This is a genomic window from Bacillus sp. SRL337 (genome assembly GCF_984799155.1).
Genome location: NZ_OZ481793.1, coordinates 3304043 through 3316723 on the forward strand (window position 1 = coordinate 3304043; position 12681 = coordinate 3316723).

The window sequence follows — 12681 nt, forward strand, 5'->3', positions numbered from 1 at the left end:
ATTAACCTCCCAGTTGTTGTTGGACAATTTTTCTCATACGATTGGAATCAGGTTTGATTCCTGTCCATAATTCAAACGCCAGCGCTCCCTGATGGACAAACATGCCGATTCCATTTTCACCATATCCGCCCATTCTGCGAAACGCTTTGATAATGTTCGTCTCCAGCGGATTATAAATAATGTCAGATATAAATGCACCTTTTTTAATACGGGCGGCTTGCACCGGCATCGAGTTTGTATCAGGGGACATGCCGACAGATGTTGTTTGGACAATGATATCATATTCCTCCATCCTTTGTTCAGCCTGCAGCAGCGATAACGCACTGGATGAACAAGGAAACGGACAATCGTTTATGATATCTTCCCCTCTTCCAAGTGTTCGATTACAAATATCCATATTTTGAATGCCTGAGGCGGCCAATGAGTAAAATATCGCCCTGGCAGCCCCACCGGCACCAATGATTAAAACCCTTTTGTTTTCTAAAGGAAAAGGGCAGCTTTCCTTCAGAGATTTCAGAAATCCCATTCCATCCGTGTTATAACCAATAAAACGATTCTCATCTCTTACAACAGTATTGACAGCACCTATGGCTTTTGCAAGGGGATTCACCTCATCCAGCAGCGGAATGATGGCACTCTTATGGGGAATGGTCACATTGAATCCTTTGACACCTAATACTTTCAAGCTTTGCACCGCTTTATCAAGGTCATCGCCTCTTACCAGGAAAGGCTGGTAATGACTGTCGATGTCATTTTCCTTGAAAGCATCATTGTGCATTAGCGGGGACATAGAGTGGGCAATAGGATCTCCGATTACCCCATATAATGATTTCATAGGGAACCTCCCATTATAACGTAATTTGCTTACAGTGATTCCCTCCAGGTGAATCCGCAGCTCCTTGTTCTAAAATAGCAGAAGCGGCCATTCAGCACTGTACAGACTGGAGGGCTCTCTGTTAGGAGCCCGGAACTTTCCATCGGCTGCAGACCCGCGTCTCGAACTAGACAAGCCCATAATCCGGCAGGGTTCACTTTCTTCTCCGATCAACTTACAATAGCAGGTTACAGCTTCTTATGGTTAAATCAATGATTTCCTTAAGAAAACACTGACTCCTTTCGGCACATGGGCAGCTATTGTTGCGCCAGGGTCATTAATAGTGACCCACCCAAGTCCGGAAAATACGACATCCGTTTTACCTTCTTTAATTTTGAATTCATGACGGACCAGTTCCGGAAACTCACCCACGTCATCCTTCCTAGGAGGCTGCAGCATATCTCCAACATGGTTTTTGTAAAGCTCGTCCGCATTTTCCACTTTTGTACGATGGATGTTCAACTCATTAGAGAGATAGCAGGTAAAGGAACGCCTTCCTCCGCTTAAATAATCGAAACGCGACAATCCCCCGAAGAACAAGGTTTGACCTTCATTCAGCTGAAAAACTTTTGGCTTGATTTCTTTCTTTGGCGTGATATACTTCAAATCCCGTTTATCTACATAGTGGGCCATTTGGTGATGGTTGATGATACCTGGTGTATCAATCAATGCTTCTCCGTCGTCTAATGGAATTTCAATCATATCAAGAGTCGTGCCCGGAAAGTGGGAAGTCGTGATGATATCCTTTTCGCCTGTTACATGGTGGATGACACGATTGATAAATGTTGACTTCCCGACGTTGGTACAGCCAACAACATAGACACTCTTCCCCTCACGGTATTGCTCAATAGCCTCTACTGCTTCTTCGATGAATTGGCCTTTGGCGGCGCTCATCAGCTTCACATCAACAGGCTTAAGTCCAAGCTGTTTTGCCTGGAACTTCATCCAGTTGATTACCTTTGACGGCTTGACCGATTTAGGAAGGAGGTCGACTTTGTTCCCGATCAGAAGAACCGGATTGTTTCCGACAAAACGATGAAGGCCGGGGAGCCAGCTTCCATTAAAGTCAAATATATCAACAACCTTCACGATAAGGCCTTCACCTTTGCCGATTTCATTCAAGATTTTCAAAAAGTCATCATCCGTCAGGGAAACATCCTGCACTTCATTGTAATGCTTCAGACGGAAACACCGTTGACAAACAATTTCTTCCTTCTCCAATGAAGATGGCGGGGCATACCCTAACTTCTCCTTGTCTTCCGTTTGAATGCCGACTCCGCATCCAGTACATACAACTTTGGTCACTTTTCTTCCTCCCATTGGATCATGCCTTTACGTTTGAAAAAGTTCATGATCCTTCTTTCAACTTTCCGATTAAACTTCGTTATAAATCCATCCGTCTGGGCAACAGGAACAACCAGAATGGTATAGAAACCGCTGCGGTTGCCGCCCAGGACATCTGTCAAAAGCTGGTCACCGACCACGACAGTCTCTTGTTTGGCGACACCCATTTCTTTCACTGCTCTCCTGAAAGCACGGCCCATTGGTTTCCTCGCTTGATGGATAAAAGGTATATTCAACGGCTCGGCAAAACGCCGGACCCTCTCTTCATTATTATTGGAAACGACCGTTACCTTAATCCCGCTATCTTGCATTAACCTAAACCATTTAATCAGCTTTGGGGTTGCCTGTGCTCTGTCCCATTCAACCAGAGTATTATCAAGGTCAGTGATGATCGCCTTGATTCCCTGTTCCTTGAGCGTTTCAGGTTTTATTTGAAATACGTCTTTAACTTGCTCATTAGGCAAAAAAGATTTTAACACATTTTACACCTCTAACTTTCCTATTCTACCGCTATAATCATAACCAATTTTCCCTTTAGATTCAAAATTAACCATTTCACATATAATTGCCGACGAATTATTCTACCATCAAATAAGACTCGAGGCATCCATTAAATTAAACTAAAAAAAGGATAAGATCAATTTCGGGAATAATTAATCCGTAAAATTTCAAATAATTTTCGACAAAATGATAGCGTTTTAAACTGTGGATAACTTTATACACATTATCCCCTTCGTTCCACTGTAATATTTTGCCTTTATAAACAATTTAACCACAGGTTATCCACTTAAACCTGTGGATAAAGGAACGCTTGTTCTGCTAAAGTAAATTTGGTAGAGTAATGATACAAAGTTATAACTTACTACTTTATGAGATAAAAATTGAGAATATGACACTTTTTTGGAGGTGAACCGTGTGCGTAAACTTTCTGATGATTTGTTGATTGAATCGTATTATAAAGCGAAAAATCTTAAACTCAACCCAGAATTTATCCGCCTCATTGAAACTGAAATTCACCGTCGCTCCTTATCCTACCGTATAAGAATCTCCTCATAACCATTCCCAACAAAAACAGGTGTCTTCAGCGCCTGTTTTTCTTGTGGTCAGGCTGAGCCAATACCTGCATGAAAAAAAACTCCCTTATAAGTCAAGGGAGTACTCGATTCATCGATATCTTTCCAATCCGCTCGCCCATTTTCACTTTACCTGGAACTTGGATATGTTCTGAGAGATGAAATTGATTCTTTTCGAATAAAAGGATGACCGTAGATCCAAAAGAGAAATAACCGATTTCCTCTCCCTTTTCCCATTCATTCCCTTCATTTGTATATTCAATCGAATTGACAAACATCGCTCCCACCTTTACAAGACACATCTTACCGGATCCATGGGATACCTCTGTGATAGAACGAAAATTCTTGGAAAGAGTCCGCACTCCAAAGCTCAGTCCCAGCTCATTAACCGGATACGAGTTCCTGCCAAGTTCCCATCTGTCTAGAACAGTTCCCCGGAGCGGGCTGTGGATTCGATGGTAATCGGCAGGACTCAGATACAAGGTCATGAACTGGCCGCCTTCATACTCCTTTGCCTTATCCCTGGTGCCGAGCATCTCTTCTATTGAGTATTCTTTTCCTTTGACATGCATGTTCAAGGACGCTGATACGCTGCCCGTCTCTGCCATCAATCCGTCCACTGGACTGATGACATCTTCAGCCTCTCCCTCGATCACTCTCGCTCCCTCTTTCAGGCGTCTGATAAAAAAAGAATGAAGGTCAGGATAGAAGGAGGCATCCTTTTCAATTTCGCTCCTATTGATATTATAAGCTTTTATATAAGAAGGAATGAACTTGGCACTTAATCCTGATCGTACGAATCTTCTGAGCAGAAAGGATGTCCATTTTTTATTGGTCAATTCTATACAAAGACGATAAAACGATTTTCTCAACTTTGCATCTCCTTAATGGTTTAGTAGTCCTTATTATTATATACTTGTCCTAAAACGTCCATCTTTTTTTGTATAGGTGCCTATGGCCCATATATTTATACAGAGGTGTTACCTCTCAGATGCTCAATATAGTTCCTGACAAATCTCCAATATTAATATCAATACCCGGGTGAGAGTTCACCCGGGGTATTTATCGTTCATACCTATGAAATTGCCACCAGCCGAACAGAAGCAAGAGAATGAGCAGGACAACAGCCAGCGCCAAGTAGAAGCCTCCATAGTTCACAGGCGGCGGATAAACAGGCAAATAGTAGTACGGATAACCATACACCATCTTTATATCCCTCCTATAGATGTTGTCATAAATATTCTATGCAACGAAGACTGCACGTGTTGTATGCTATTGCTTCAAAATAATGCGTATCCGATCGTAACACATTGCGAACAAACTAAATTGAAGGGACGTGCAAGGACAGAACAGTTCAAACATATGATGCATTATAGGCAAAAGTCCTTCACTGGAGGTGAAAGTATGTCCGCAATCACTGCAGCTATTGGTTATTTCCTGAAAGAGTTGATTTTTCTTGTTTCCTATGTGAAAAACAACGCTTTTCCACAACCGCTTTCATCACAAGAAGAAAAAAAATACTTACGAAAGATGGCTGAAGGAGATGAGGAAGCCAGGAACATATTGATTGAGCACAATCTCCGGCTTGTCGCCCATATCGTTAAAAAATTCGAGAATACCGGGGAAGATCCAGAAGACCTCATCTCAATCGGCACAATAGGATTAATAAAGGCAATTGAAAGTTATTCAGAAGGAAAAGGGACAAAGCTTGCGACCTATGCTGCCAGATGTATCGAGAACGAAATCCTCATGCATCTCCGGGCCCTGAAGAAGACAAAAAAAGATGTATCCCTGCATGATCCGATCGGCCAGGATAAAGAAGGGAACGAAATCAGCCTCATAGATATCCTGAAATCGGATGCTGATGACGTCATTGAAACGATACAGCTAAGCATGGAACTCGAAAAAGTAAGAAAGTATATTTGCGTTCTGGATGACCGGGAGAAAGAAGTTATCATCGGCCGTTTTGGCCTTGATATGAAGGAGGAGAAAACACAAAGGGAAATCGCAAAGGAACTCGGTATTTCAAGAAGCTATGTCTCCAGAATAGAGAAGAGGGCGCTGATGAAGATGTTCCACGAATTTTATCGGGAGGAAAAAGAAAAGCGTCAATCTTCTTGAATACCCTACAGCGGGCAGACCCAGAAGCCGTCTGCTCTTTTTCTGACAAAAAAAGAGAGTATCCAGGGGATCATCTCTCATGCAAAGAAATCGTATTGTTCACCTTGTTAGTCTACACTTACTTCAGCAGCGATAATGATACCGATAGCAGTTGTCAGCAATAATCCCATGATCATAGAGAACATGTTCTTCACTCTCCTTCTCATATGATGTGATTTCTTATTCTTATTTTATTACACCAAATCGCAAATCCCCGGGAAGAAAGTGAACAGTTATTTACCAAGCAGTGACAACTCTGTGAACCATTTCACTACTTCCTGAAAAAGATCCTTTAAAGTCAAAAAGACCGAGTGGCTGCAGAATCCATTCGGTCTTCTTTCTTTATTTGCGTTTTTTCCTCTTTATCCTCAAGGTCAAAAGGGGCACATTTAAAAACATACTTTTCACCTTCCCGTATTCATTCTGTTATCACTATTGGTGACGGCCTAACATCCTGAATGCGATGAAGAAGTAATATCCTGCTGTTTCGTTATGCAGAGTCCTTCTCCACCCACAGTGCATTCAGACGCTTCTCCTGATAAAAGACCATATTCTTATTCTCCTCTCCATTTTTTTTTGTGCATTAGATCAATCTTATAGACTCTTGCTTTAATTTGGTTTCTTCAAACCTCTTAGAGACTATGTGATCGTGATCGTACTCTTCAAACGAACGATTACGTTTTTTGATGGTTATGCTCATGAACAATATATTTAACGTCATAGTAACACCTCCCCTGTTAACTTAATTCGATGTCCTTCACTGGGCTGCCATTTAGAACAATGAAATGGTCTGTTGTTTCAGCTTGCTTTCTTCAAAATGCTTCGTCACGATCATGTCATGATTGTACTCATCGACAGATCGATTTCGTTTTTTAACCGTTACACTCATAAATAAAATATTCAGCGTCATAGTAACACCCCCTTGTAATTGTCATTGCATGCCCATTAAAAAAAGCCGCAAAGAGACAGCTCCCTGCAGCAGGCATAAAAAAGCCGCAGGAATGCACACACTCCCGCGGCTTGGCATGATTAGTTTAAATTACGAAATAATCAATCCATCGGCGATCGAATGTGTATAGAAATATTCAGTTGCTGCATTCATGTTCTTTACTGCTTTAGCATTCAACATCATGTCATTCGACCTCCTTTTCTGATTGTTATTTCCTTACAGAGGTAAGTATATCCAATTATAAAGGAAATGTAAACCATTTTTCCGCCCTTTTTTAAAATTACTTTTGAAGACAAAAAAACCTGGCAGGGAGTTACCCTATCCAGGCTGTGCGGCTACATACCAATTTGCTCATCATCCATCTCGGCCAGCTTTTTCTTTAACCTGACAGCCTGAAAGAAGAACACTCCTGACAAGCCAAGCAATACGACCGTCCCGCCCATTAGCATATAGGTTTTAAGAAGTGTCTTTTCTTCTAACGGAAGAACCGCTCCCAAATATAGAAATACACTTAAGGACACCAGAACAAAAGCAAAACGCTTATAATCTATGATTTTATCATTAACATTCTTTTTCATATTTTCCAAAAGAAATCCCTTCTTTCATCTGGGTTTCAGCTATTGATTTACTAGAAAGACTCTAGTTCCACTCTACCATAGAAAGCGGTCCAGTTATCCATGTAAATCACACCAAATGTGGAAGAAGGGGTAGGCTGCTGCCTGGTTGATTATATCGTTTTTGTTGATTTAAGCTAGTTTTGACACCATCTTCATGACAAGGTTCGCAGAATTAACTGCCGCTGTTTCCAAATATTGATCGAAGGAGACATGCGATTCCTTTCCAGCAATGTCAGAAAGTGAACGGATGATGACAAAAGGGACTTTGAATTGGTGGGCTACCTGCGCTATCGCAGCAGCCTCCATCTCAACCGCTTGAAGATTTTCAAACTTATCACGGATGGCTTCTACACGGCCAGGGTCATCCATGAAAGAATCCCCAGTGGCAATCAGTCCTGATACAATCTTTACTTCAGATGTTTCTTTCGCACTTTCTGCAGCGATTTCTTTCAATCGTTCATCCGCTGTAAATCCGGCAGGCAGCTGTGGTACTTGTCCATATTCATAGCCAAATGCGGTTACGTCTACATCATGGTGCCTTACCTCAGTCGAAATGACGACATCTCCTACATCCAGACCCGAATCAAATCCGCCTGCAGAACCTGTGTTGATGACACAATCCGGTTTGAACCTCTCAAGCAGAACGGCTGTACTCATAGACGCATTGACTTTCCCAATCCCGGAACGGAGGAGAACAACCTCCACTCCATGCATGACACCGGAGGTATACTGGCTTCCGCCAATGGTTTCTTCCTTGGCATTATCAATATTTTCTCTGAGCAATCTTACCTCTTCTTCCATCGCGCCGATAATAGCAATTTTCATATTGAACCCCTCATTTCATTCACGTATTGTATACTCTTTATGTATGTTGTTATTTTAACCTAATGGCAGCATGTTTTCCACATCACTGCATGTATGAAGATTGAGGAGGTACCTATGAATATTGAATTTGATTTAATTCAGGACAAGATCGAGTTTTTTGAAGCCAGGGATTTGCAGACTCTCGAAAAGAAGATAAATGAACAAATTGGACACAACAAGAGCATTCTTCTAACGGTCCATTCGGTTTCACACAATGTCACCATCGATGGGAAGGGGCATCCATTATATACAGCAGCAGTCCATTTCAAGGCAAAAGCTAAAAACTAACTAAAGCGGAAGCGCCTTGATCAGCCCCGACAGGCATAAGACAAACCGGCAGGAAGGTTGCTTTCTAACCTTTTTGATGGATTTGCTTATGACCCGAGGGGCTAGGCGCTGGAGCTGGATGTACTAAAGCGGAAGCGCCTTGATCAGCCCCGACAGGCATAAGACAAACCGGCAGGAAGGTTGCTTTCTAACCTTCTTGATGGATTTGCTTATGACCCGAGGGGCTAGGCGCTGGAGCTGGATGTACTAAAGCGGAAGCGCCTTGATCAGCCCCGACAGGCATAAGACAAGCCGGCAGGAAGGTTCCTCTCTAAGGTTTTGACCTTCTTGACGGATAAAAAAGACGGCCCGTCCCTGGAAAATCCAGGAACGGACCGTGCTTATTAATCTTTATCATTTTCGATGAGTTCTTCCATTTTAACAGGTTTCCAGCCTTTGCCGTCGATCCATTCAAGGTAAACCCTGTAAGTTGTCGATTTATCCTTTGGCGCTACGGTCCCGATTGCTTTGTCCGGGCCTCCGTTGCGCTCCAGCCACCAGACCGTCATGTTATCTTCCGGAAGGCCGGTTGCGTAGGATAAAGCTTGGACTTTTTCCTGCCAATCGGCAGAATTTTCCTTATATTCAGCAACGTGTTCTCCTGTCTGCTGTGTACCAATCGGTTTCCAGCCCGGATTCACGATTTCCTTTTTAACATTCGGCGCATTGCTGTCTTTTACAATTTTCTTTTTGTCATCAGAAGAGTCTTTCTCTTCTTTTTTATCTTTTTCATCTTGCTTTTCGTCTCCCGCTAAGCCTTCACCATCAGCAACGGGCTTATTATCGTCCTCATCCTCTGCAGCATTATCCGCTTCAGAGTCATCTTCAGTGGATGCGTCTTCATTGGCAGCTACTTCATTTTCCGAGGAGGAAGTATCAGCTGAAGGATCTTCTGTTTCCTCTTCATTATTTGAATCACTGCTGTCCGCTACTTCATTCGATGTAGATTCTGTATTATCCCCGGCTGCCGGTTCTGTGTCATTACCCAGGAAAATGGTCGCCCCAACGACGACAATCAACAGCACTACAATTCCAATCAGGCTGTTTAAAACCACATTGGATTTTTTCTTAGCCCTTTTATCTAAACGGGATTTATATTTCGGCATTCATTGTACACTCCTCTGCAACTTTATACCTTTTTTCATCAGGCTCTTTTTCTCTTTTACCCATTCTATCATGCAAATAAATTCATCAAAAGAAATATTATTAAAAATAAGAATGATGTACTATCATGATTCTGTTTCCATTTCGCTGCTTTCATAGAGCATGTCGGCAATATCTTTGAATATCGGATAGATCCCGCCTTCGTATTCCACAACATCCATATTCACGACTGCCAATGCATATTTCGGATCATCAAAGGGGAAATAGCCTGCAAACCATTTATTGTACAGTTCTTTTCCTCCAATAGATTGGCCTGTCTGTGCCGTTCCTGTTTTTCCAGCAATCTCATAGGATGCTGTTTGTAAAAACTTCGCAGTTCCTGACTCTCCTGCTATAACGTTTCGCAGATACTGCTGCATTTTCATGGCTGTATAGGGGGACACTGCATGCTTTTCTTCTTCTTGTACCGGGAAATCGACCAATTCAGTCCCGTTTTTATACTGAATCCCACTTACCGTTCTGATGCTCCGCCTGATACCACCCCTGGCAATGGTTGCCATCATGTTGGCAACACCAGTCGGCGTCACCCTTACTTCCCGTTGGCCGATCCCGGTCTGTGCTACAAAGTTCATATCCTTTCTCTCAACCTCATTTATGAATATCCTTCCGCTATCAATCGGCAGCTGTTCAAAATCTTCATAGTGGAAGATACTGCCTTTCCAGCCTATTTCCCCGGTTAAACCAAGTTTTTCTGCGTACAGATCCAGCGTTTGTTCATCTTTTTCAATCAGGCTTTTGGCGATATCAGCAAAAGTCCGATTGCAGCTGACAGCAAAACTTTCATTGATATTTATGGTGCCATGCGGTTTTGTAGCAGGTTTCCCATAAATATCTTGATCGCAATTAAATAAAGTATTTTCATCAATCAAATTAAGATCTATCGCTGCAGAAGCAACGACTGTCTTAAAAACAGATCCGGGTACCAGCTGGGTTGCCATTAGATTCTTTGCTCCATCATTGGAGAAAGGCGTTCCCTGCTGGACGGCTGGCCGTGAAACACTGGCCAAAACATCACCGCTCTCGATATCAAGAAGGACTGCACCTCCCCTTTTGATTCCATGCTGATCCACAAGTTGTTCCATTTTCTCTTGCAGCACGGAATCCAGGGTTGTTTGAATACTAAGTGGATAAAAAGGATTCGCAGGAGCGAGATATTTTACATCGACTCCGAACAATGGTCCACCTCTTGCATCTACATGATAAATCAGTTTCGCTTCCTGCTCGGCAATCAGCCATTCATCGAAAGATTTCTCCAACCCCGATATCCCTATTTTTTGAGTAGCCCCCTTTACTCTGTCAGGATACCTTTCGTGAAACCTTTCTTCATTTTCACCAGTCAATCCTATCAACTGCTGAGCGAAGACGACATTTTTAGGATATTTACGTTTCAAAGCGAATACACCTTTGAGTTGCAGCTGGTTAATGGCATTCATTTGATTTTGATTCAATATGTAAGGAGTTTTCCCTCCGTAGACGAACGGCTCTTTTGCACCCTCAATATCCTTTTGAAGCTCTCTCTCATTTATTTGAAGAATGTCAGCCACTTTTTTGGCATCCCAATCAATTCTGGCCAGAAAAGGAAACAGCACAAGGACGTTTTTCGTTTCATAATTTATAGAATCCCCATCCCTGTCAAGGAATGCCCCTCTGCCTTCGTCAATGATCAACTGCTGAGTCCTTTGGTTCACACTATTTTCAATTAAATTTATTTGATGTTTTGAAAATGACTCTGTCTCCATTAACTGTATCTGGACAAGCCTGGTTATAAGTCCGATCATTATCAACATGATCATGCCACTGAAAAAGTATATTCGCCTTTTTTTCATCTAGAACACCTCGTCAATCATTGTTGACGTTTTGGCGGGAAACATACTCCTTCCTAAATAACAACACAAAAAAAGTGATGAAGGCATGCGCCCTCATCACCACTATAACTTAATTTACTGCTGTAATCTTTACACTCATTTCTCCGCCTGGTGTCTGAACCGAAACTTGATTGCCTACTTTATGCCCAAGGAGGCTTTTGGCGATCGGCGAATCGTTTGAGATTTTCCCTTCAAACGGATCTGCTTCCGCACTTCCTACGATTGTATACGTTTCTTCATCACCGTCAGGAAGTTCGATGAAAGTGACAGTCTTTCCAAGTGTGACGGTATCAGAATTCATTTCGTCTTCCTGGATGATCTTGGCATTGCGAATCATATTTTCAAGTGTGGAAATTCTTCCTTCAACGAATGCCTGCTCATCTTTTGCTGCATCGTACTCGGAGTTCTCAGACAGGTCACCGAAACTGCGGGCGATCTTGATTCTTTCCACTACTTCTTTACGTTTAACTGATTTCAAATGCTCCAGTTCTTTTTCTAATTTTTCTTTACCCTCTTGCGTCATTGGATATACTTTTTCTGCTGCCAAAATACTTCACTCCTTAAAATTAATAAGAACCTCCCACTGGTCCTTTATGTACATAAGCGTGCTGCTTGTGCTCCGGAATTCCTCCTAGTCAGCTTCTTCCATTGTATTATAGGGAATGGACACCAAGGGGTTTTCCCTTCTCGTCCATTCCCTAAACAAGGATATTCGCTTGTAATTGGTTCCTTTGGGAAAAAAATACTGTATGTTTTTATCTATGCTATCGTATTACAAAAATGATTTTTGTTCAAGAATTGTTTGAATTTTTGTTACCATTAGATCGATCGCCACATGATTATGGCCGCCTTCCGGAATGATGACATCCGCATATCGTTTAGTTGGTTCAATGAATTGGTTATGCATTGGACGGACGACATTGATGTACTGATCAATGACAGAATCGATGGACCGCCCGCGTTCCTTTATGTCCCGCAGCATCCGGCGTATGATCCGTAAGTCAGCATCAGTATCCACATAAAGCTTAATATCCATTAAGTTACGCAATCTTTCATCTTCTAATACCAATATTCCCTCTAAAATAATTACGTCCTTCGGTTCGACCAGCAGCGTTTCCTGTGAACGGGTATGCATTTTATAATCATAAACTGGTTTGTCAATGTTCTCATGTTTCAAAAGTTTCATTAAATGCTCGATCAAGAGATCATTGTCAAACGCAAGCGGATGATCATAATTTGTTTTCAGTCTTTCCTCAAAAGGCAAATGACTTTGGTCTTTGTAATAATAGTCCTGTTCGATCATCAGGATGGAATGCTCTTGAAATGATTCATATATGGAACGGGTGACGCTTGTCTTTCCTGACCCCGATCCTCCGGCTACACCTATAACAATTGGCTTGGGACTCATTGAATAGTGGAACTCCTTTCCTATATCATGCTGCAG

The 12681-nt window shown here is 42.1% G+C and carries 16 protein-coding genes; 3 read left to right on the forward strand and 13 right to left on the reverse strand.

The window, feature by feature from the left end:
- Position 1 precedes the first annotated feature (1 nt).
- The 3 genes from aroE to AC4E8A_RS16860 form a co-directional block, all read right to left on the reverse strand.
- Positions 2 to 835, reverse strand: a complete 834-nt coding sequence (aroE, locus tag AC4E8A_RS16850) for a shikimate dehydrogenase (RefSeq protein ID WP_490194614.1) — start codon at positions 833 to 835, stop codon at positions 2 to 4.
- A gap of 243 nt (positions 836 to 1078) precedes the next feature.
- A complete protein-coding gene (gene yqeH / locus AC4E8A_RS16855; protein WP_490194615.1) occupies positions 1079 to 2194 on the reverse strand; it encodes a ribosome biogenesis GTPase YqeH in 1116 nt (371 codons plus the stop codon).
- On the reverse strand, positions 2176 to 2697 hold the full coding sequence (locus AC4E8A_RS16860) for a YqeG family HAD IIIA-type phosphatase (RefSeq protein WP_490194617.1): 522 nt from the start codon (positions 2695 to 2697) through the stop codon (positions 2176 to 2178). The genes yqeH and AC4E8A_RS16860 overlap by 19 nt, the downstream gene beginning before the upstream one ends.
- 436 nt (positions 2698 to 3133) lie before the next feature.
- On the opposite strand from AC4E8A_RS16860, the gene AC4E8A_RS16865 reads away from it, so the two are divergent.
- A complete protein-coding gene (locus tag AC4E8A_RS16865) occupies positions 3134 to 3274 on the forward strand; it encodes a sporulation histidine kinase inhibitor Sda (protein ID WP_490194619.1) in 141 nt (46 codons plus the stop codon).
- Positions 3275 to 3365: 91 nt separating this feature from the next.
- On the opposite strand, the gene AC4E8A_RS16870 is transcribed toward AC4E8A_RS16865, so the two are convergent.
- The gene (locus AC4E8A_RS16870) at positions 3366 to 4163 is read right to left on the reverse strand and encodes a phosphatidylserine decarboxylase (protein ID WP_490194621.1); all 798 of its coding nucleotides are present in this window, start codon (positions 4161 to 4163) and stop codon (positions 3366 to 3368) included.
- Positions 4164 to 4353: 190 nt separating this feature from the next.
- Complete coding sequence (locus AC4E8A_RS16875; protein WP_490194623.1) at positions 4354 to 4497, reverse strand: hypothetical protein; 144 nt, start codon at positions 4495 to 4497, stop codon at positions 4354 to 4356.
- A 198-nt stretch (positions 4498 to 4695) separates the two neighbouring features.
- Here AC4E8A_RS16875 and sigK point away from each other — a divergent pair, with 198 nt between their 5' ends.
- Positions 4696 to 5412, forward strand: coding sequence for an RNA polymerase sporulation sigma factor SigK (sigK, locus tag AC4E8A_RS16880; protein ID WP_490194625.1), 717 nt, complete (start codon positions 4696 to 4698; stop codon positions 5410 to 5412).
- A 622-nt stretch (positions 5413 to 6034) separates the two neighbouring features.
- On the opposite strand, the gene AC4E8A_RS16885 is transcribed toward sigK, so the two are convergent.
- The 4 genes from AC4E8A_RS16885 to mtnN form a co-directional block, all read right to left on the reverse strand.
- Positions 6035 to 6172, reverse strand: a complete 138-nt coding sequence (locus AC4E8A_RS16885) for a YrzI family small protein (protein WP_490194627.1) — start codon at positions 6170 to 6172, stop codon at positions 6035 to 6037.
- A 51-nt stretch (positions 6173 to 6223) separates the two neighbouring features.
- A complete protein-coding gene (locus AC4E8A_RS16890; protein ID WP_490194629.1) occupies positions 6224 to 6361 on the reverse strand; it encodes a YrzI family small protein in 138 nt (45 codons plus the stop codon).
- 374 nt (positions 6362 to 6735) lie between these two features.
- Complete coding sequence (locus AC4E8A_RS16895; RefSeq protein ID WP_490198918.1) at positions 6736 to 6978, reverse strand: YrhC family protein; 243 nt, start codon at positions 6976 to 6978, stop codon at positions 6736 to 6738.
- 168 nt (positions 6979 to 7146) lie between these two features.
- Entirely contained in the window at positions 7147 to 7842 is a 696-nt protein-coding gene (gene mtnN / locus AC4E8A_RS16900; RefSeq protein WP_490194631.1) for a 5'-methylthioadenosine/S-adenosylhomocysteine nucleosidase, read from the reverse strand.
- A gap of 114 nt (positions 7843 to 7956) precedes the next feature.
- On the opposite strand from mtnN, the gene AC4E8A_RS16905 reads away from it, so the two are divergent.
- Positions 7957 to 8169 (forward strand): YrzA family protein, encoded by a 213-nt coding sequence (locus tag AC4E8A_RS16905; RefSeq protein WP_490194633.1) that lies wholly within the window; start codon positions 7957 to 7959, stop codon positions 8167 to 8169.
- Between the two features lie 383 nt (positions 8170 to 8552).
- Here the strand turns inward: AC4E8A_RS16905 and AC4E8A_RS16910 are convergent, their stop codons facing one another.
- The 4 genes from AC4E8A_RS16910 to udk form a co-directional block, all read right to left on the reverse strand.
- Positions 8553 to 9314 carry a YrrS family protein gene (locus tag AC4E8A_RS16910; RefSeq protein ID WP_490194635.1) on the reverse strand — a complete coding sequence of 254 codons (762 nt, stop codon included), beginning with the start codon at positions 9312 to 9314 and terminating at the stop codon, positions 8553 to 8555.
- A 123-nt stretch (positions 9315 to 9437) separates the two neighbouring features.
- Entirely contained in the window at positions 9438 to 11198 is a 1761-nt protein-coding gene (locus tag AC4E8A_RS16915) for a peptidoglycan D,D-transpeptidase FtsI family protein (RefSeq protein WP_490194637.1), read from the reverse strand.
- 109 nt (positions 11199 to 11307) lie between these two features.
- Positions 11308 to 11784 carry a transcription elongation factor GreA gene (gene greA, locus AC4E8A_RS16920; protein ID WP_490194639.1) on the reverse strand — a complete coding sequence of 159 codons (477 nt, stop codon included), beginning with the start codon at positions 11782 to 11784 and terminating at the stop codon, positions 11308 to 11310.
- 225 nt (positions 11785 to 12009) lie between these two features.
- The gene (gene udk, locus AC4E8A_RS16925) at positions 12010 to 12645 is read right to left on the reverse strand and encodes a uridine kinase (protein ID WP_490194641.1); all 636 of its coding nucleotides are present in this window, start codon (positions 12643 to 12645) and stop codon (positions 12010 to 12012) included.
- Positions 12646 to 12681 lie beyond the last annotated feature (36 nt).

Bases quoted from the DNA above. Each gene is read 5' to 3' on its own strand.
- AC4E8A_RS16895 (WP_490198918.1), bottom strand. From the start codon at position 6,978: ATGAAAAAGAATGTTAATGATAAAATCATAGATTATAAGCGTTTTGCT.
- AC4E8A_RS16885 (WP_490194627.1), bottom strand. From the start codon at position 6,172: ATGACGTTAAATATATTGTTCATGAGCATAACCATCAAAAAACGTAAT.
- AC4E8A_RS16890 (WP_490194629.1), bottom strand. From the start codon at position 6,361: ATGACGCTGAATATTTTATTTATGAGTGTAACGGTTAAAAAACGAAAT.
- mtnN (WP_490194631.1), bottom strand. From the start codon at position 7,842: ATGAAAATTGCTATTATCGGCGCGATGGAAGAAGAGGTAAGATTGCTC.
- AC4E8A_RS16875 (WP_490194623.1), bottom strand. From the start codon at position 4,497: ATGGTGTATGGTTATCCGTACTACTATTTGCCTGTTTATCCGCCGCCT.
- AC4E8A_RS16905 (WP_490194633.1), top strand. From the start codon at position 7,957: ATGAATATTGAATTTGATTTAATTCAGGACAAGATCGAGTTTTTTGAA.
- aroE (WP_490194614.1), bottom strand. From the start codon at position 835: ATGAAATCATTATATGGGGTAATCGGAGATCCTATTGCCCACTCTATG.
- yqeH (WP_490194615.1), bottom strand. From the start codon at position 2,194: ATGGGAGGAAGAAAAGTGACCAAAGTTGTATGTACTGGATGCGGAGTC.
- AC4E8A_RS16915 (WP_490194637.1), bottom strand. From the start codon at position 11,198: ATGAAAAAAAGGCGAATATACTTTTTCAGTGGCATGATCATGTTGATA.
- sigK (WP_490194625.1), top strand. From the start codon at position 4,696: ATGTCCGCAATCACTGCAGCTATTGGTTATTTCCTGAAAGAGTTGATT.
- udk (WP_490194641.1), bottom strand. From the start codon at position 12,645: ATGAGTCCCAAGCCAATTGTTATAGGTGTAGCCGGAGGATCGGGGTCA.
- AC4E8A_RS16910 (WP_490194635.1), bottom strand. From the start codon at position 9,314: ATGCCGAAATATAAATCCCGTTTAGATAAAAGGGCTAAGAAAAAATCC.